This is a genomic window from Ruania halotolerans (assembly GCF_021049285.1).
GTDB classification, from domain to species: Bacteria; Actinomycetota; Actinomycetes; order Actinomycetales; family Beutenbergiaceae; genus Ruania; species Ruania halotolerans.
In genome coordinates this window covers 527,942-544,263 of sequence record NZ_CP088017.1, presented here as the reverse complement: position 1 = coordinate 544,263, position 16,322 = coordinate 527,942, and the positions used below count along the sequence as shown (strand labels likewise).

Annotated in this window: 14 protein-coding genes, 2 tRNA genes and 1 pseudogene; 8 read left to right on the top strand and 9 right to left on the bottom strand. The window is 67.7% G+C overall.

From position 1 onward, the window contains the following. Nucleotides 1-39: 39 nt before the first annotated feature. The 6 genes from LQF10_RS02345 to LQF10_RS02320 all read right to left on the bottom strand — a co-directional run bounded on the left by LQF10_RS02345 (nt 40) and on the right by LQF10_RS02320 (nt 7,213). Nucleotides 40-2,067: a glycoside hydrolase family 127 protein gene (locus LQF10_RS02345; protein WP_231065901.1), complete on the bottom strand. Its 2,028-nt coding sequence runs from the start codon at nt 2,065-2,067 to the stop codon at nt 40-42. Between the two features lie 13 nt (nt 2,068-2,080). Then, on the bottom strand, nt 2,081-2,911 hold the full coding sequence (locus LQF10_RS02340; RefSeq protein ID WP_231065900.1) for a carbohydrate ABC transporter permease: 831 nt from the start codon (nt 2,909-2,911) through the stop codon (nt 2,081-2,083). Continuing rightward, nucleotides 2,908-3,891, bottom strand: a complete 984-nt coding sequence (locus LQF10_RS02335; protein WP_231065899.1) for a carbohydrate ABC transporter permease — start codon at nt 3,889-3,891, stop codon at nt 2,908-2,910. The genes LQF10_RS02340 and LQF10_RS02335 overlap by 4 nt, the downstream gene beginning before the upstream one ends. Nucleotides 3,892-3,952: 61 nt before the next feature. Further along, complete coding sequence (locus LQF10_RS02330; RefSeq protein WP_231065898.1) at nt 3,953-5,221, bottom strand: sugar ABC transporter substrate-binding protein; 1,269 nt, start codon at nt 5,219-5,221, stop codon at nt 3,953-3,955. Nucleotides 5,222-5,356: 135 nt separating this feature from the next. Beyond that, the gene (locus LQF10_RS02325; RefSeq protein WP_231065897.1) at nt 5,357-6,379 is read right to left on the bottom strand and encodes a LacI family DNA-binding transcriptional regulator; all 1,023 of its coding nucleotides are present in this window, start codon (nt 6,377-6,379) and stop codon (nt 5,357-5,359) included. Between the two features lie 273 nt (nt 6,380-6,652). After that, nucleotides 6,653-7,213, bottom strand: a complete 561-nt coding sequence (locus LQF10_RS02320; RefSeq protein WP_231065896.1) for a TetR/AcrR family transcriptional regulator — start codon at nt 7,211-7,213, stop codon at nt 6,653-6,655. 93 nt (nt 7,214-7,306) lie between these two features. Between LQF10_RS02320 and LQF10_RS02315 the strand changes: the two genes are divergently transcribed. From LQF10_RS02315 to LQF10_RS19515, 5 genes and pseudogenes are all read left to right on the top strand, one after another. Further along, nucleotides 7,307-8,053, top strand: a complete 747-nt coding sequence (locus LQF10_RS02315; RefSeq protein WP_231065895.1) for an SDR family NAD(P)-dependent oxidoreductase — start codon at nt 7,307-7,309, stop codon at nt 8,051-8,053. A gap of 69 nt (nt 8,054-8,122) precedes the next feature. Then, nucleotides 8,123-8,539 (top strand): nitroreductase/quinone reductase family protein, encoded by a 417-nt coding sequence (locus tag LQF10_RS02310; RefSeq protein WP_231065894.1) that lies wholly within the window; start codon nt 8,123-8,125, stop codon nt 8,537-8,539. Between the two features lie 195 nt (nt 8,540-8,734). Next, nucleotides 8,735-9,373 carry a hypothetical protein gene (locus LQF10_RS02305; RefSeq protein ID WP_231065893.1) on the top strand — a complete coding sequence of 213 codons (639 nt, stop codon included), beginning with the start codon at nt 8,735-8,737 and terminating at the stop codon, nt 9,371-9,373. Then, nucleotides 9,370-9,882 carry an RNA polymerase sigma factor gene (locus LQF10_RS02300; RefSeq protein ID WP_231065892.1) on the top strand — a complete coding sequence of 171 codons (513 nt, stop codon included), beginning with the start codon at nt 9,370-9,372 and terminating at the stop codon, nt 9,880-9,882. The genes LQF10_RS02305 and LQF10_RS02300 overlap by 4 nt, the downstream gene beginning before the upstream one ends. Nucleotides 9,883-10,254: 372 nt before the next feature. Further along, a pseudogene (locus LQF10_RS19515) lies at nt 10,255-11,470 on the top strand (IS481 family transposase). Between the two features lie 56 nt (nt 11,471-11,526). Here LQF10_RS19515 and LQF10_RS02285 read toward each other — a convergent pair. After that, nucleotides 11,527-11,615 (bottom strand) — tRNA-Ser (locus LQF10_RS02285). 327 nt (nt 11,616-11,942) lie between these two features. Here LQF10_RS02285 and LQF10_RS02280 point away from each other — a divergent pair. Together LQF10_RS02280 and LQF10_RS02275 are read left to right on the top strand one after the other, a co-directional pair. After that, on the top strand, nt 11,943-12,734 hold the full coding sequence (locus LQF10_RS02280; protein ID WP_231065889.1) for an alpha/beta fold hydrolase: 792 nt from the start codon (nt 11,943-11,945) through the stop codon (nt 12,732-12,734). Further along, entirely contained in the window at nt 12,731-13,438 is a 708-nt protein-coding gene (locus LQF10_RS02275) for an esterase/lipase family protein (RefSeq protein WP_231065888.1), read from the top strand. The genes LQF10_RS02280 and LQF10_RS02275 overlap by 4 nt, the downstream gene beginning before the upstream one ends. A gap of 159 nt (nt 13,439-13,597) precedes the next feature. On the opposite strand, the gene LQF10_RS02270 is transcribed toward LQF10_RS02275, so the two are convergent. Further along, nucleotides 13,598-13,683: transfer RNA gene (locus tag LQF10_RS02270), tRNA-Ser, on the bottom strand. A gap of 126 nt (nt 13,684-13,809) precedes the next feature. On the opposite strand from LQF10_RS02270, the gene LQF10_RS02265 reads away from it, so the two are divergent. Beyond that, nucleotides 13,810-14,820, top strand: a complete 1,011-nt coding sequence (locus tag LQF10_RS02265; protein WP_231065887.1) for an NAD(P)H-quinone oxidoreductase — start codon at nt 13,810-13,812, stop codon at nt 14,818-14,820. A gap of 222 nt (nt 14,821-15,042) precedes the next feature. On the opposite strand, the gene LQF10_RS02260 is transcribed toward LQF10_RS02265, so the two are convergent. Beyond that, nucleotides 15,043-16,278: an AGE family epimerase/isomerase gene (locus LQF10_RS02260; RefSeq protein ID WP_231065886.1), complete on the bottom strand. Its 1,236-nt coding sequence runs from the start codon at nt 16,276-16,278 to the stop codon at nt 15,043-15,045. Nucleotides 16,279-16,322: the final 44 nt, after the last annotated feature.

Sequence of the window (16,322 nt, the reverse complement as noted above, 5' to 3'; positions counted from 1 at the left end):
GACGTCGTGCTGCTGTTGGTAGGCTCCGGGCCGCGCGGGTCAGTCCGTCGGAACGAAGACACGCATGGTCGACGGCCCCCGTTCGGCCCACCGGTGATACGGCACGAGCGGGACCTCGATCGGATTCTGGGCACCGCCGTCGGGCAGGTCATGACCGGTGCAAGCGCCAGCTGCTCCGGAGCTGAACGGCGGTACTCCCGTGCCGCCGTCTGGCAGTTCCACAGTGCGTGCAGTTACTAGTGCGCCGTCCGCGTATGGCCGCAGCTCCGCGGCGGTGTCGATCCGCACATGCTCCAATGCGATGCCGGCGGGGAGATCCACGGACTCCAGGCACAGCACGATCGGACCACGTTCGACGGCGACGGTGCCACGGGCGGCGTCCACCCGCGGATCCGGCCAGGTCAAGCGCGGCGTGACAGGAAGTTCGAGCACCACGACGTCACCCGCAGCACGTTCGCCCGGCACCTCCACCCAGCCCGGTGCCACCGAATGCGCTGTGCGAGCCGGATGCATGATGTTCGAAGGCTGCTCGGTGCCCGGCGAACTCACCGAGGACGCCGCGAGCGTGGCCCCCTCAGCCCAGTGCGGCACCCGCAAGCGCAATGCCACGGGCCGTTCCGGAACCTCGAGCACCCGGATCCGCACAATCCCCGACTCGGGGTAGGTCGTCTCTACCCGCAGCGCAAGTTCCCCGGTGCCCACTGCCACCCGCAGGTCACCACTCGCGTACTGGGCGAGCGTGACGGTAGGAACACCATCGGCGGGGCCTGCGGGCCCCTCGGAGTCGTCGACGAACGCAGCGTAGGTGTGCCACGAGGCGAGCGTGCGCGCCACATTGGTGGGGCAGCAGGAGACGTCGAACCAGGGCGCCCGGGCACCTCCCTCGGCCCGCGGATTCACGGCGTCGGGCTGCATGGGAGCGCCTTGTTCACGCTGTTGCAGCGGATTGGCGTAGAAGAACGCGCGACCATCAGCCCGCGGCGAGGTGGCCACCACGTTGTAGAAGGTGCGCTCGATCAGATCGGCGTACCGGACGTCGTCGGAGGCGAGCAGTAGCCGCCAGGAGACCATCACGGAGGCGATCCCGGCGCACGTCTCGCAGTACGCACGGTCCGGCGGTAGCTCCCAATCATCACCGAAGCCCTCGTCCTGGTGTCGCGACCCCATGCCGCCGGTCAGGTAGGTGCGGCGCTCCACCGTGCGGGTCCACTGGCGTTCGACCGCGGTACGCAGGTCATGGTCGTCGGTGTCGACGGCGACGTCCACGGCACCGGCGGCGAGGTAGAGGGCACGCACCGCGTGGCCGCGCCATACGGCCACCTCCCGAACCGGGACGTCGTCCTGGAAGTAGGCGGGACTGAGCAGAGCAATCGGGGCGAGCGTCCCACGGCCACGGCGTTCGATGAACAGGCGGGCCTGCTCGGTGTATCGAGGCTCCCCCAATGCCCGGCCCAGTTCGACCAGGCCGAGCTCGATCTCCGGGTGGCCGCAGATACCGTCGCGCCCGTCCGGTCCGAACTCGCGGCACACCTGATCTGCCGCGCGGCGCGCCACCTCGACGAGCTCGTCCACACCGTGGGTACGCACCCGGGCGACGGCGGCTTGGAGCAGGTGGCCGGTGCAGTACAACTCGTGTCCGGTGGAGAGATCGCTGTAGCGGGGAGCCTGGCCGGCGTGCCCGTAACAGGTGTTGAGATAGCCGTCGTCGTCCTGTGCGGCGGCGATCCGTCGGACCAGGTGCGACCACTCGGTGCTGTCTGGATCGGCAGTCCGACCGAACTCCCATGCCATCGCCTCGAGCAGTTTGTAGACCTCGGAGTCCGAGAACTGCCAGCCAGGCCGGTGCCCGCCAGTGGTACCCGCGGCAACATGGTCGAAGTTGGCGAGCCAGCCCAGGCGTTCCATCCAGTCGAGGCAGTGGGTCAGGGTGGCATGGGCGTTGGTCTGCTGGAGCGAGCCCCAGAAGCCGCCGTCGAGTAGCAGTTCGCCGATGCCCACGCCGCGGCGGTGCCCGGCGGGCGCGACCGGGCGAGCCCGGACGCCGCTGCTGGTGAGAGTCTCAGTCACAAAGAGGTCCTTGTCAGTCCTTGACGGCGCCGGCGGTCACGCCCGCTGCCACGTAGCGTTGCGCGACGACGAGCAGAATCGACGCCGGGATCGAGGCCACGACGGCGGTTGCCATGATCGCGTTCCACTGCGTGGTGTTGTTGCCGATGTAGTTGTAGATGCTGAGGGTGATCGGGATGAGGTCGCCGTTGCGGTTGAGCGTGGAGGCGAAGATGAAGTCCGACCAGGCCCAGAGGAACGCGAACAGCGACACCGTCAGAATCGAGTTGCGGCTCACCGGCAGCACGATCGAGACGAAGGTGCGCCACGGCCCGGCCCCGTCCACCCGGGCGGCCTGCAGCAGCTCTCGCGGGATGCCGGACATGAAGGCGGTGAAGAGGAGCACACCGAAGGGCACCGCGATCGTGGAATCCGCAACGATCAGCCCGGGAATCGTGTTGAGCAGACCGAGGGTGTTATAGACCGCGTAGAAGCCCATCGCCATTACGACGGCGGGAATCATCTGGGCCACCAGCAGCAGGAAGTTCAGTGTCCGCCCCCCGCGCAGGTGCAGCAGCGCCAACGCGTATCCGGCCGGTGCAGCGATGAACACCGTCAGGACGACGCTGCCGAGGCCGATCAGCAGGCTCGTGCCGAGTGCGGGCAGCTGCTGGGCGAACACGGCCTGGTAGCCCTCGAACGTGAAGTTCCACGGGAACCAGTGCGGCGGGTCGGCCCGCAGGTCACGCGTCTGGGTGAAGGAGACGTTGACCATCCAGTAGACGGGGAACAGCATGACGAGGGTGAAGAAGACACCGAGTGCGGTCTTCCACCAGGTCTTCCCGAGAGATCGGCGCTCCGTCATGAGGTGGCCTCCTGTCGGCGCTGAAGTTGCAGATGCAGGAATCCGAAGACGAGCGCGATGATGATGAGCAGATTGCCGACGGCGGCGGCCGGCGAGAAGTCGGGTTGTCCGGTACCGAAGGCCTCCCGGTAGGACCAGATGGCCAGCGTGGTGGAAGAGTCGCCCGGGCCACCCGTGGTCATCACCCAGATGACGTCGACCACCTTGAGCGTGTAGATCAGGCCGAGCAGGAGCGTGATCGCCGAGACCGGGCGCAGCAGCGGGAACGTCACGCTCCAGAACTGCCGCCAGGCACCCGCGCCGTCCAGCGATGCCGCCTCGTAGACCTCACCGGGGATGTTCTGCAGTCCGGAGTAGAGGATGACCAGGTTGAACGGGATGCCCAGCCAGATGTTGGCGATCGTGACCGACAGCAGGGCCGTGTCCGGGGAGGTGAGCCAGTTGATCTGCTCGCCGCCGAAGGCCCCCAGTACGGAGTTGATGATGCCGTTCTCGCTGTTCAGCATCCACGCCCAGGTGGAGGCGGAGACGATCAGCGGGAGCAACCACGGCACCAGGAACATCGCCCGTAGCACGCCCGAGAGCCGGAAGCTGGACCGGAAGAACACGGCCAGTGCCATCCCGATCGAGAACTGAACGGCGATCGAACCGAACGTGAACACGGCCGTGTTGAGCACCGCCGTCGGGAATGTCGACGAACCGAACACTTCGGCGTAGTTCTGCAGGCCCACGAACTCGGCGTTGCCCTGCACGAAGGCGCGGATCGTGTAGTCGTGGATCGACAGGTCGATATTGCGCCACAACGGGAACGCGTAGAAGAGCACGAGATACACCAACAGCGGCGCGGCGAAGCCGACGGCGGCCCACTGGCTCGGGTTTAGCGTGCGTCGGCGGCGCCGGCCGGGTGGCGCGGCGGGCGAATGGCCCGCCGCGCCGTGCGACCCAGCGCGGTCCCCGACGACGGTCGGGTTGCTGGTCATGACGTGTCCTTCATCGGTGGCTGCGCCCATTCGGAGTGGGCGCGGGGATACCAGGGAGGTGTCAGCTCGTTCCTGCTTCGGCCTGTGCCTGTGCTTCTTCGAGCGCCTCGGCCGGTGTGGCAGCGCCGGAGAGCGCGTTCTGCACAGCAGTCCAGAGCGCCTCGGAGATCACCGGGTAGTCCGTGCCGAGACCGTCGCTGGTGCGGCCCTTCGCGTTCTGCACGGCCTCAACCCACGGCTCGAGGTCCGGGTTCTCGGTCACGAGCTGCTCCTGACCGTCAGCCGTCGGCGGGATGTAGTACGCGAAGGTGTTCGCCGTCTCGACGAAGCCCTCGGGGGTGGTCATGCACTCGACGATCTGGCGGGTCACGTCGTAGCGAGCGGTGTCCTCCTGGACGGGCGCCACGATGAACTCGCCACCGGTCGGGGCCGGGGCCACGCCACCGTCCCGTCCGGGAAGCTGGACGATGCCGGTCTCGAACTCGGCCTCGGCCGCGCTATTGACCTGCCAGGTGCCGTTCTCCGCGAAGGCGAAGTCACCGGTGAGGAACTCCTCCCACACGGTGTTCTGCGAGTTGTTGATCACAGTGTTGGGCGCGTAGCCCTCGTCCAGCCAGCCCTTCCACAACTCGAGCGCCTCGACGGCCTCCGGTGAGTCGAGATCGGTCAGCTCGGCCCCCGAGCCCCAGAACCAGGGCAGGAACTGGAAGGAGCCTTCTTCGGTACCGATGCCCGCGAAGGTGATGCCCTTGTGGCCCGCATCAGTGACCTGGGCGAGCGCGTCCGTGAGGGAGTCCCAGTCGGTAATGGAGGCGGGGTCCACGCCGGCATCAGCGAGGATGTCAGCGTTGTAGTAGAGCGAGAGCGTGTTGGCCCCGATCGGGATGCCGTAGGCCTCACCATCGATCACGCCCGCGTCCAAGAGGTTCTGGTCGATCGCAGAGGTGTCCAGGCCGAACTCGTCCACCGTGGTGAGGATCCCGGTGTCGGCGAGCGTGGACACTGCCGGGTTGTCGATGAGGATCACATCGGGGGAGGTGCCCTCCTGTGCCGAGAGCAACGCCTGGTTGGTCAGCGCGGTCGTGTCATAGGCGGTGCGGTCGATGGTGACGCCGGCATCCTCGCCGCAGGCCTGCACCCGGGCCTCCCAGTCGGACGAACCGTCGTGTTGGGGATACGGGTCCCACCAGGTGTAGGTGCCTCCCGGGGCGTCCCCGGATCCGTTGTCTTCGCCGCCACCCCCGTTCGAGGATGAGCACGCGCTGAGAGCGCCAAGGGCCAGGGCGGCTGTCGCCGCGATCGTGATGTGTGTGCGCCGATTGTGGTGCATGAGGTGTTCCTCCTTGAACAGGCCGGTCCGACGTCGCCGGTGGCCGGGTCGGTGCTTCTACTTGGGCGAGCGAACGGACTGTCGAACCGGTTCGCTGACGGGCGTCAAAAGGTCACGCGAGAGGGAGATGTGGAATCAGTCCCCTCGCGGGGCGGCGGTACTGCCCCGGTCGACAAGTTCGGGCGAGACGAACCGGACCACGTGCGGTTCGTCGGGTCCTACCTGTCCCTCGATGCGCCGCACCAGTTCGCGCACGGCCATCCGGCCGAGGCGATCGGGTGCGCTCTCGATCGAGGAGTAGGGAAGGGAGAAGGTGCGGGCGAACTCGTCTGAGTAGCGCCCGACGACGGACAGGTCGGCCGGTGCGGTGAGCGCGCGTTCGTGCAGCACGGTGGGCAGTGCGGCGGCGGCGGCCTCATTGTTGATGAGCAGACCGGTGGCGCCTGGGTAGGCGTCCAAGAGGGCGTGCAGCTCACGTCCGACCTCTGGCTGGTGCGCCGAGCCAAAATCCGCGTGCAGGGTGATTCCGCGGGCGCGGGCCGCTTCGGTGGCGGCGTTCTGCAGGCGCCAGACGTAGGCCCCGCCGCGTTCGATGACGTGCTCGGGCTGGGAGACGAGGATCAACTCGCGGTGCCCGAGCCGGTGCAGGTGATCCACCATGAGGCGGCCCGCTTCCTCGAAATCGAGGTCGAAGACGTCCACGCCGGTGCAGTCCGCAGGTAGTCCGACGAGCGCGCCGGGCTGGATCGCCTCGCGCAGAATCGGTAGGCGGTCGTCGTGCTCGGCCACGTTGAGCAGCACGATCCCGTCCACCATTCGCGAGCTCGTCATCCGGCGCAGCGCGTTCCGCCCGTCTGCTTCCGTTCCGAGCAGAATGTCGTAGCCGAGTTCACGAGCGGTGTTGGACACACCCAGCATGTACTGCAGCATGGCGGGTGCGAACTCGTCCTCGAGGAACTGGGCGAGCAGGCCGATCACGCGCGTTTGCGAGGTGGCGAGTGCGCGGGCGCCGGCGTTCGGGGTGTAGCCGAGTTCGGCGACGGCGGCCTCGACGCGCCGGCGCACGTCGGCTGAGATCGTGCGCTTGCCGGACAGTGCATACGAGGCAGTGCTGCGCGAGACTCCCGCGATGCGGGCAACCTCTCCGATGGTGGCCACCGTATGCACTCCCTAGATCTCACCGTTGCGAACCGGTTCGATAGTACATGGCATGACGCCCGTCACACAAGATCGCGAATTTGGTGTAATTACGGCCTTCTGTGGCCCTCATAGCGAACCGGTTCGCCTTCGCTCGGCTCCCTGCGCCAGTTCGAGTGGCAGTTCTGCGTCGAGATCGCGAGAAGTCGGTCGAGCCACCGCGAGTGGGTGAGCACGATGACTTGAGTCGGTGCGGCCGCTTGAGGGGTTAGTGCTGCGGCATGCGGCCTCGGCTCAGGTCTGGGCTCGCAACATTCGCTCGACGGCGGTGACGACCGACTGTCGGCGAGCGGCGACTTCCTCACTCCTGACAGGATTCGCCTCGAGACCGGTCAGCCCTCCTGGTGAGAGTTGCCAGGCTTGCGCGATGGCGTAGATGAAGACCAGAACGTCGACGGCCGAGAGTGGACGTGCGGCAGCCGTTGCGACGGCGAGGGCCTTCTTCCGGTAGGTGTCGTGCGGCTCAGCGGTGGCCTCTGGTCGCTCGAGCTGAGCCCACATGCTCAGACGGAGGACTTCGGGGAAGCGCTGATGATGGTCGAACACGTCCCCGGCCCAGCCAGCGAGGTCCTCAGGACGCGGGGGGACGTTCTCTGCCATGCGACGCAGCGCCTCCGCAAGGGTTGCATCGAACAGGCCGCTCTTGCCGCCGTAGTACGCGTAGATCATCCGAACGTTGCTCTGCGCCTGGGAGGCGATCCGCTCCACGCGCCCGCCGGCGAAACCGTGGGCCGCAAACTCCACGGTCGCCGCGGCGAGTATTCGCTCCCTCGTGGCTTCAGCGTCACGTGCCATGCGTTTCTCCCTCGGGTTGAGATTGACGAGCCCGCGCTCACACACTAGTTTACAAGTAAGTATCTATTTACTTATCATCTGACTGGAGACGATATGCCCCGCATCGCCCTCGTGACCGGAGCCAACCGCGGACTCGGACGAGCCACCGCGCTCGCTTTAGCCCGGAACAAGACCAAAGTCGTCGCCGCCTCGCGGGGCGGAGCGAGCGAGGTCGTGGATGAGATCGTCGAATCTGGCGGCGAAGCCATCGCCGTCCAGTTGGATGTCGCAGACCTGCCCTCCATCGAGGCCGCTCGCGTCGCGGTGCTCGCTGACATCAGGCAGGAGTGGAACGCCAGCACTATCGATGTGCTGGTCAACAACGCCGGGGTGGGACTGTTCGCGCCGCTCGGCGCCATTGCGGCAGAAGATTTCGACGCCACCTTCGCCGTCAACGTCCGTGGTCCGCTTTTCGTGACACAAGCCTTCCTGCCCCACCTGTCGGAAGGAGCAAGCATCGTGAACGTATCGAGTTCGCTCAGCCGACACGTCAGCCCGGCGACCTCCGTCTATGCGGCATCGAAGAAGGCGCTCGAAGCACTGACCCGGAGCCTCGCCCTCGAGCTGGGCCCGCGGGGCATTCGGGTCAACTCGATCGCCCCCGGGCCGACCGCGACCGACTTCAACGGCGGAGCCATGCGCGATAACGCCGCCATGCGTGAGGAACTGTCCGGACAAACCGCTCTCGGGCGAGTGGGCGAGCCGGATGAAATCGCCGATGCGATCTCCGCCCTGGTGTCCCACGAGTTCCGCTGGGCAACGGGTGAGCGCATCGAGGTCTCCGGTGGTGTGCTGCTGTGACTGGATCCTGGCTTCGTCGAGCACACGTCGCGGCGCCCCGGCGTTGGCCGGCCGTTGGAAAGGCAACCCATGGATGAACGTATCCAGCGCGCCCTCGCTATCACTCCGTCGTCGTCAGCTTCCGCACGCACGGTGGACATCACGACCATCGGCGCGAAGACCGGGCGCGAACGCCGCATCGAGATCTGGTTCTATCGTGTCCACGGCGAGATCTATCTCACCACTCAGCCGGCGAGGCGCAGCTGGTATGCGAATCTGCTCCAGCACCCGCAGTTCACCTTCCACCTCAAGAACTCCGTTCGCGCAGACCTATCCGCAACAGCAGAGCCCGTCCTGGATCGAGGACGCCGCCAACGCGTTTTCGAAGCGATCATCTCCGACCTCAATCAGGCGCGGCACCGTGCCTATATCTCGCAGCCAGTTCAACCCATCGAAGAGTGGATTGACCGCAGCCCCCTCGTACACGTCACCTTCCACCAGGACTGAAGCCACTCGGACGAACGGTAGGCGTTCCGCCATGGGCACGACATTGACGACGTGCGCCTGCGAGCCGCCGGGTCGCCGCCTGTTGGAGGGCGATGATTGCACCAAGAAGACTTCATGCCGACGTCGTCGTCGGGGGTCGGTGCCGGACATGTGGTGGTTGACGGCACGGGCCGTCACCGACGAAGGAGGCCTCACATGCACGACATCGAGCCGGACGACGGTCTCGACGCGCGGCTGCGCAGCGCGGCACCACGTACCCCGGTCGCGGACGCGGTCACCGACGACGGCATCGCCCGCCTGGTCGGCGTCACCCGCCGCGCCTCCCGCCCGCGCCGGTGGCGCCGGCTGGCTGCGGTGGGTGTCACGGCCGGCGTCGTGGTCGCTGGAGCCGGTGCCGCCGCGGCAGACGGCCTGCTCGGCTGGACCTGGAGCCCGTGGGCGCAGGACCCAGACCAGTCATACACCTACACCCTGCCCAGCGGAATCGAGTGCGAGAGCCGCATCGGCAACGTGCGGCACCCCGACCCGGAGGTGACTTCGGCCGTGCACGAGGTGCTCTCCGAGGACGGCATCCTCGAGCGCGTCGACATCGACGGCATGCTCCAGATCATGCGCACGGAGGAGCGCGTCCACGTGCTCTCCGACGGTACCGAGGTCGACGCCGGGTACGGCACCGGCTACTACCCCGACATCGACAACGAGTACCAGCAGGCTGTCGGTCGTGCGGTGAGCGAGTACGTCATGGAGGAGCTCGCCGAGCGGGACATCGAGATGGAGACCGGCTCGTGGGGCGGGGAGGCACAGTGCCCCGGGCTCGAGTCGTGGCTGCCGTGACCCGTACGAACGACCGGCTCGGCGAGCTGCTGAGGAGGAACGCGCGCGACCTGCTCGCCTACCTCGAGCGGCGCATCGGTCCCGACGACGCCACCGACGCGTTGAGTGAGGTGATGACGACGGCGTGGCGGCGCGCCGCCGCCGTGCCCGACGACGGGCTGCAGGCCCGGCTGTGGCTGTTCGGGGTCGCCCGGAACGTCGTCGCCAACGCGCGACGCGGGCAGCGCCGCCGGAGTCTGCTGGTCCTGCGCGCGCAGAACGCCGAGCCGGCCGGCGGAGCGACCGCCCCGCACGCGGACGACGGACTCGACGTCCGCGACGCCGTCGCCCGTCTCGACGATGACCTCGCGGAGGTCGTGCGGCTGGTCCACTGGGAGGGCTTCACGCTCGCCGAGGTCGCTCAGGTGCTCGACACGCCTGCCACGACAGTTCGGAGCAAGTACGCTCGCGCCAAGCAGCAACTCCGCGCGGCGCTATGCAGTTCGGAAGTACTCGAAGCCGATGTCTGAACGCCTGAGCGAGACGGCGTTATCGAGCGACCGGCGAGGTGGATCATTGTCCACGCGCGCTGCGCCCTAGGTGTAAGTACCGCGGACGTCAGAAAGACGGCAAACCTGGCCACCCCACCACCCAAGCAAGTGAGAGCGCTTGAACCACCCCACCAAGCGCTATCAGGCACCGGCCAACCACCCGGGCCACCCCTCGAACGACGAAGCCCCTGAACCCACAACCGTGGGTTCAGGGGCTTCCGATGTCCTGAGACATCACAACGCGGAGACGGTGGTGTGCTGGTGCAGGACATCGGAATAGGGTGTCGCGGGTCATCGGAATAGGGGTGTCGCACGAGATCGGCATAGGTGCCGTGGCCAGGCTCGTGGCTCATGGACAACAAGCGACGCCTGGTGGTGACCGCGGTGAACTCGGGCCAGTCTCAGTCCGCGGTCGCCCGCCGCTACGGCGTATCCCAGGGCTGGATCTCCAAGCTCATGGCCCGGTACCGGCTCGAGGGCGAGGCGGCGTTCGAGCCACGCTCGCGACGCCCACACACCAGCCCGACCGCCACCGAGACCGAAGTAGTCAACTTGATCGTGGCCATCCGCGGGCGGCTGCTACGCGCTGGCCTGGACGCCGGCGCTGACACGATCGCCTGGCACCTGGGCCACACCCACCACATCGAGGTCCACCGGGCCACGATCCACCGGATTCTGACCCGCGCCGGGCTGATAACCCTCGAGCCGAAGAAACGCCCGAAGTCCTCCTACGTGCGTTTCGAAGCCGCTCAGCCGAACGAGTGCTGGCAGTCCGACTCCCGCCCACTACCGCCTGACCCGCCCCAGCGGGCGCGCCGGGGCCGACACCGAGATCATCACCTGGCTGGATGACCACTCCCGCACCGTGCTGCACCTGAGCGCACACAAGGCGATCACCTCGACCATCGTGGCCGAGACCTTCGCCCACACCGCCAGCGAGCACGGATACCCCGCTGCGACCCTGACCGACAACGGACTCGTCTACACCGTGCGCCTGGCCAGCAAGAAGCGACGCGGTGGACGCACCGCTCTAGAGACCGAACTACACCGCCGGGGCATCATCCAGAAGAACGGCAAACCTGGCCACCCCACCACCCAGGGCAAGGTCGAGCGCTTCCAACAAACACTCAAGAAGTGGCTACGCGCCCGCCCCGACCAGCCCGCGACCATCACCGCCCTGCAGACCCTGCTCGATGAGTTCGCCACCGAGTACAACCACCGACGCCCCCACAGGTCCTTGCCGCACCGGGTAACCCCCGCCACCGCCTACAACACCCGGCCTAAAGCCACCCCCACCACCACACCCTCAGACCAGCGTCATCACCGCGTACGCCACGACCGCGTCGACACCGCCGGCAAAGTCACCCTCCGCCACGGCGGCACCCTCCACCACATCGGCATCGGCCGAACCCACGCCCGAACCCCCGTGATCCTGCTCATCCAGGACCTCGAGATCACCATCATCAACGCCACCACCGGCGAGATCCTGCGCGAACTCACCCTCGACCCCACCAAGCGCTACCAACCCACCGGGCGACCCCCAGGACCGGCCCCCACAAAGAACTAGCCCGAACCCACAATCCGTGGGTTCGGGCTATTCCGATGTCCTGCGACATCACAACGCGGAGACGGTGGGATTTGAACCCACGGAAGGGTTGCCCCTTCACATCCTTAGCAGGGATGCGCACTAGACCAGACTATGCGACGTCTCCTAGACGCCACCCAGGATAACGGCGTCGTCGCGATGATGCGAACCACGCTCGCCAACCAGCAAGAATCAGCCGTCATGTCGCCGACTCCAACCGCGCCAGCCGCGTTCGTGCGCCACCAACGAGACCGGCGCCACCACCGATGAACATCACGAGACCTCCGCGGATGGAAGGACGTTCCTCGCGGCCATCGACGAGCCACTAGGGGCGTTGCAGGCGGCGAGCGCCTCCCGCTGTATCAGTCTGCGTTCACCGACGCGCGGCGAGGTCTCTCGACCCGCAGACTGGGCAGATGGCCAGTATCGACACCGGGACCGTGGGTGAGATCGCGTGACCGCGCGGCCCAGCGAGCGATCGATGGGTGGTCGCGGTCGCGCAGTCCTCGACCCGGTCACCCGGCTCGCGGTCAGGGAACTCGGTGACCCGATGGCTGAGGCCGTCGTTCTCGTGCACGGCATCGGTGCGTCTGAACGCTACTTCCGCCCGCTTGCCGCGGAACTGGCCACCACCCGGCGGGTGATCGTTCCAGACCTTCCCGGCTTCGGACGCAGTCCTCGTCCCGATTCTGCGCCGAGCGTGGAGCAGATCGCCGGGACGGTGCTCCAGATGCTCAAGCGTCGCCAGGTCAACGCAGCCACACTCGTCGGCCATTCGATGGGGACGCAGGTGGTCGCGGCGATGATGAACCAGGCGCCACATCTCGCGCCGGTCGGAGTATTGATCGGACCCGTCGTCGACCCTGCAGCGGCTTCCGCCGCTGGACAAGCGTGGCGGCTGGCGCGAGATGCCTTCCACGAGCCCGCTCGGGTCAACGCCTCCGTGATTGTCGACTATCTGCGCGCGGGTCCGCGCTGGTACTCCGCGATGCTCCGCCCGATGTTCGCCTTCGACACTCTCGCCGCCGTCACCCAGGTGCGTGGCCGGGTGTTGGTGGTTCGCGGGCAGTACGACCGCGTGTGTTCGCGCGCGTGGGCACAGGAGTTGGCGAATGCGGCAGCGCATGGCGAGATGCGGGAGGTACCGGGCGCCGCGCATGCCGCAACGGCGGTTGACCCCGCCATCGTGGGGCAATGGATCCGCGACGGCGCCGCGGGCGTGGGACCGACCGGCGGCGCGGCATGACCGATATCTGGCGACACGCCCAGTGGTGGGCTGCCGACTACGCCTACGCCGTCCGACGCCAACTCGCAGGTCTCCTCTCGCGCACCGGCCCAGCCACCTACTCCCGCCCGCGGCAGCCACGGCGTCCGCCGGTGCTCATCCTCCCCGGCGTGTATGAAAGCTGGCGTTTCCTTGAACCCCTAGCGCGTGGCCTGTACCACCACGGGCACCCCGTGCACGTGGTGGCACCGTTGGGCTTCAATCGAGGCAGCGTGCCGGACATGGCCGACCTCGCGGCCGCGACACTGACAGAGACCGACCTGACGGGCGTGGTGCTCATCGCGCACAGCAAGGGTGGCCTGATCGGCAAGAGTCTGATGGGCCGCCCTGACGTTCGTGACCGCGTGCTCGGCATGGTGGCAGTGAACTCGCCGTTCTCGGGCTCGCCCTATGCCCGGTGGCTGCCGCTGCGCAGTGTGCGTGCGTTCCTTCCCGACGACGAGGTGATCACGGCCTTGGCCGCACAACAGGCCGACAACTCCCGCATCGTCTCCGCCGCAACGGGGTTCGACCCGCATATCCCCGCCGGGAGCGAGCTACCCGGGGCACGAAACGTCCGGCTCGCCACACCCGGGCATTTTCGGGCGCTGACCGACCCAGAGTTACTTCCCCTCCTCCTGAGGGAGCTGGACCGGTTCGCCGTCAACCGCGACGACCACGCATAATCCCGTCGATACGCGAATGCCCGCCCCCCTGACCCACCTAGGCTCGCCGTCGTAGGCCGAACTCCGTGGGCGACCTAGTCACCACTGGTGTGAGGGAGGCAATCGCCCACAGCCTCCCTGGCGTCGGCCCCCGTTCATGGGCCGGCGCTGAGGCATCGGCGGAGAGTAAGGGATTCGAACCCTTGGTGCTGTTGAGGCACAACGGTTTTCAAGACCGTCACATTCGGCCGCTCTGTCAACTCTCCTGGTGGGTCCATTCTGTCCCAGGGGTGCCGGACTGCCCAAACCGGCCCACGCTGAGTGCGCCCGATTTCGGTCATATCTCAGTCGGTGAGCGAGAAGGAGCGCACTCGCGTTCGTAGGGTGGAGGTATGCGCGCGATGGTGATCTCCTCTGACGAATCCTCCGCCGGCACCCTGGCGCCGGCCACTCTCCCGGACCCTTCACCCGGCCCCGGGGAGGTGCTCATCGATGTGGCCGCCGCCGGCGTAAACCGCGCCGACCTGCTCCAGCTCCAAGGGATGCACCCGCCGCCCGCCGGCGCCCCGGACTGGCCGGGCCTCGAAGTCTCCGGAACGATCGCCGCACTCGGTGAGCAGGTCACCGGGTATGGGGTGGGTGATCGGGTCTGCGCCCTCCTCGACGGCGGCGGGTACGCCGAGCGTGCCGTCGCCCGCGCCGATCTGCTGCTCCCCGTACCGGACGATCGTGACCTGGTCGAGGCCGCTGGCCTTCCCGAGGCGCTGGCCACGCTGTGGTCGAATCTGTTCGCCGTACCCGGCGTGCCCGGAGCGGCCGGGCTCGATCCGCACGCGCTCGACGGCGCCACGATCCTCGTGCACGGCGGTTCCGGCGGGGTCGGAACCACCGCGATCCAGCTGCTGACCGCCCTCGGCGTTCGCGTACTCACCACGGCCGGCGGCCCGGACCGGACCGCCCGCTGCGCCGCACTCGGCGCCCACCGCGCCATCGACTACCGCAGCGAGGACTTCGTCGAGGTCACCCACGCAGAGACCGAGGGAAGGGGCGCAGACGTGGTGCTGGACGTCGTCGGGGCGAAGTATCTGCAGCAGAACATCGACGCACTCGCCCCGTTCGGGCACCTGGTGATCATCGGCATGCAGAAGGGTGCCACGGCCGAACTGAAACTCGCCCCCGTGCTCACCCGGTGGCTATCCGTCCATGGCACGGTCTTGCGGCAGCGCCCGCCCGAGCAGAAGACGGCGATCCTCGCCGATGTCCGCGAGCGCACCTGGCCCCTGGTCACCCGCGGCACGATCCGTCCCGCTATCCACGCCCGGGTGCCGCTCGCCGAGGCGGGCGAAGCTCACCGGATGATGGCCGACGGCGAGGTGTTCGGGAAGGTGCTGCTCCTGCCCTGAGGGAAGGGCCGCCGTCGAGGGACAGCCGGCAGGAGGGCCGCCGGCAGGAGGACCGCCGTCGGGAGTCCAGCGGCCGCACTGGACGCCGCGCGAGTGCGCCCGATCTCGCCCACATCTCAGCAGGTGAGCGAAAAGCAGGGCACTCGCGGAAGTGGGGGGCGGCCAGGGGGTCGCTCGCGGGCAGTGGGCATCGATCGGTGGGTATCGATCAGTGGGTATCGATCAGTGGGTATCGAGGAGGCCTTGGGCGAGCGCGGGGGCGAGCACCGGGGCGAGCGGCAGTCGCGGGATGAGTGTGGCCTGCACCGCGTGATATGCGTCCGGCTTGCCCGCCCACACCGTGGCGCTCGGCTCGTTGGCCGGGCCCAGCTCGTGCAGCCAGGACCCGAACTCGGTATCGATCAAGTGCACGGCGGCGTACTCCCACCACAACTGGTACCAGGCGGCGATGTTCGCATCCCCGGTCACCCGGTACAGGGCGGCGGCGGCCGCGAGCGCCTCGGTGACCACCCAATGCATCCGTTCGCGCACCAGCGGGCGGCCGTCGAAGTCCACCGTGTAAACGAAGCCATCGGCGCCGTCCACATCCCAGCCCTCGGTCACCCCGAGGTCGAACAACGCCTGCGCGCCCTCGAGCATCCAGTCCTCGGCGGAGACGCCTCGGGCCGCCCAGGCAGCGCGTACGTGCAACGCCAGCCGGCTCCACTCGAACCAGTGACCCACAGTGGCCCCAGCCGGCCGGAACGGATCCGAAGGCGAGTCCATGTTGTAGTCGAGCAACGGCTGCCAGGTCGAGTCGAAGTGTTCGGGGATCCGCCACGACTGCTCCCGGGCGAAACCATCCACCACGCGGCGCGTGATGCGCGTTGCACGCTCCAGCCACGCATCATCGCCGGTGACGTCGGCCGCTGCCAGGTATGCCTCCACCGTGTGCATATTGGCGTTGACACCGCGGTAGTCCTCCAGCTGGGTGAAGGTCTTGTCCCAGGACTCCACCACCATGCCCTCGTCCTCGCGCCAGAACCACTGCAGTGAGACGGTCAGCGCCTCCTCCAGCAGCTCCTTGCCGCCGGGCCGGCCGGCCGAGGCCGCACTCGCACCGGCGAGGATCACGAATGCATGGGCATACGCCGGCTTGGAATCGTCCATCGGCCCGTCCGGTCCCACCTGGGCGTACCACCCACCGTTGACGTCGTCGCGAAAGTGGGCGGTCAGGGCTCGCAGCCCGTGGTCGACCATGGTGGCCGAACCGGGCCGGCCGAGCAGCGCACCCAGCGAGAAGCAGTGGATCATCCGGCAGGTCAGCCACAGGTGACTGCCTTGGGACGCGACCGGCACCCCCTCTGCGCTCAGATAGCCGAATCCTTCGTCCACGAGGGACCCCGAGGCGAAGTCCAGGAGTGCGTCTGTCTCGCTCTCCAACCACCGGGTGTGAGCAGCGTTGGTCAACCAGTTCATACTCCGAAGGCTAGCCTGCTCGCGCCGGCTCATGCTCCGCCCGG

Coding starts and splice junctions, on each gene's coding strand:
- LQF10_RS02320 (WP_231065896.1), bottom strand. CDS start 7,213: ATGGCACGTGACGCTGAAGCCACGAGGGAGCGAATACTCGCCGCGGCG.
- LQF10_RS02305 (WP_231065893.1), top strand. CDS start 8,735: ATGCACGACATCGAGCCGGACGACGGTCTCGACGCGCGGCTGCGCAGC.
- LQF10_RS02315 (WP_231065895.1), top strand. CDS start 7,307: ATGCCCCGCATCGCCCTCGTGACCGGAGCCAACCGCGGACTCGGACGA.
- LQF10_RS02340 (WP_231065900.1), bottom strand. CDS start 2,911: ATGACGGAGCGCCGATCTCTCGGGAAGACCTGGTGGAAGACCGCACTC.
- LQF10_RS02260 (WP_231065886.1), bottom strand. CDS start 16,278: ATGAACTGGTTGACCAACGCTGCTCACACCCGGTGGTTGGAGAGCGAG.
- LQF10_RS02335 (WP_231065899.1), bottom strand. CDS start 3,891: ATGACCAGCAACCCGACCGTCGTCGGGGACCGCGCTGGGTCGCACGGC.
- LQF10_RS02275 (WP_231065888.1), top strand. CDS start 12,731: ATGACCGATATCTGGCGACACGCCCAGTGGTGGGCTGCCGACTACGCC.
- LQF10_RS02265 (WP_231065887.1), top strand. CDS start 13,810: ATGCGCGCGATGGTGATCTCCTCTGACGAATCCTCCGCCGGCACCCTG.
- LQF10_RS02310 (WP_231065894.1), top strand. CDS start 8,123: ATGGATGAACGTATCCAGCGCGCCCTCGCTATCACTCCGTCGTCGTCA.
- LQF10_RS02330 (WP_231065898.1), bottom strand. CDS start 5,221: ATGCACCACAATCGGCGCACACACATCACGATCGCGGCGACAGCCGCC.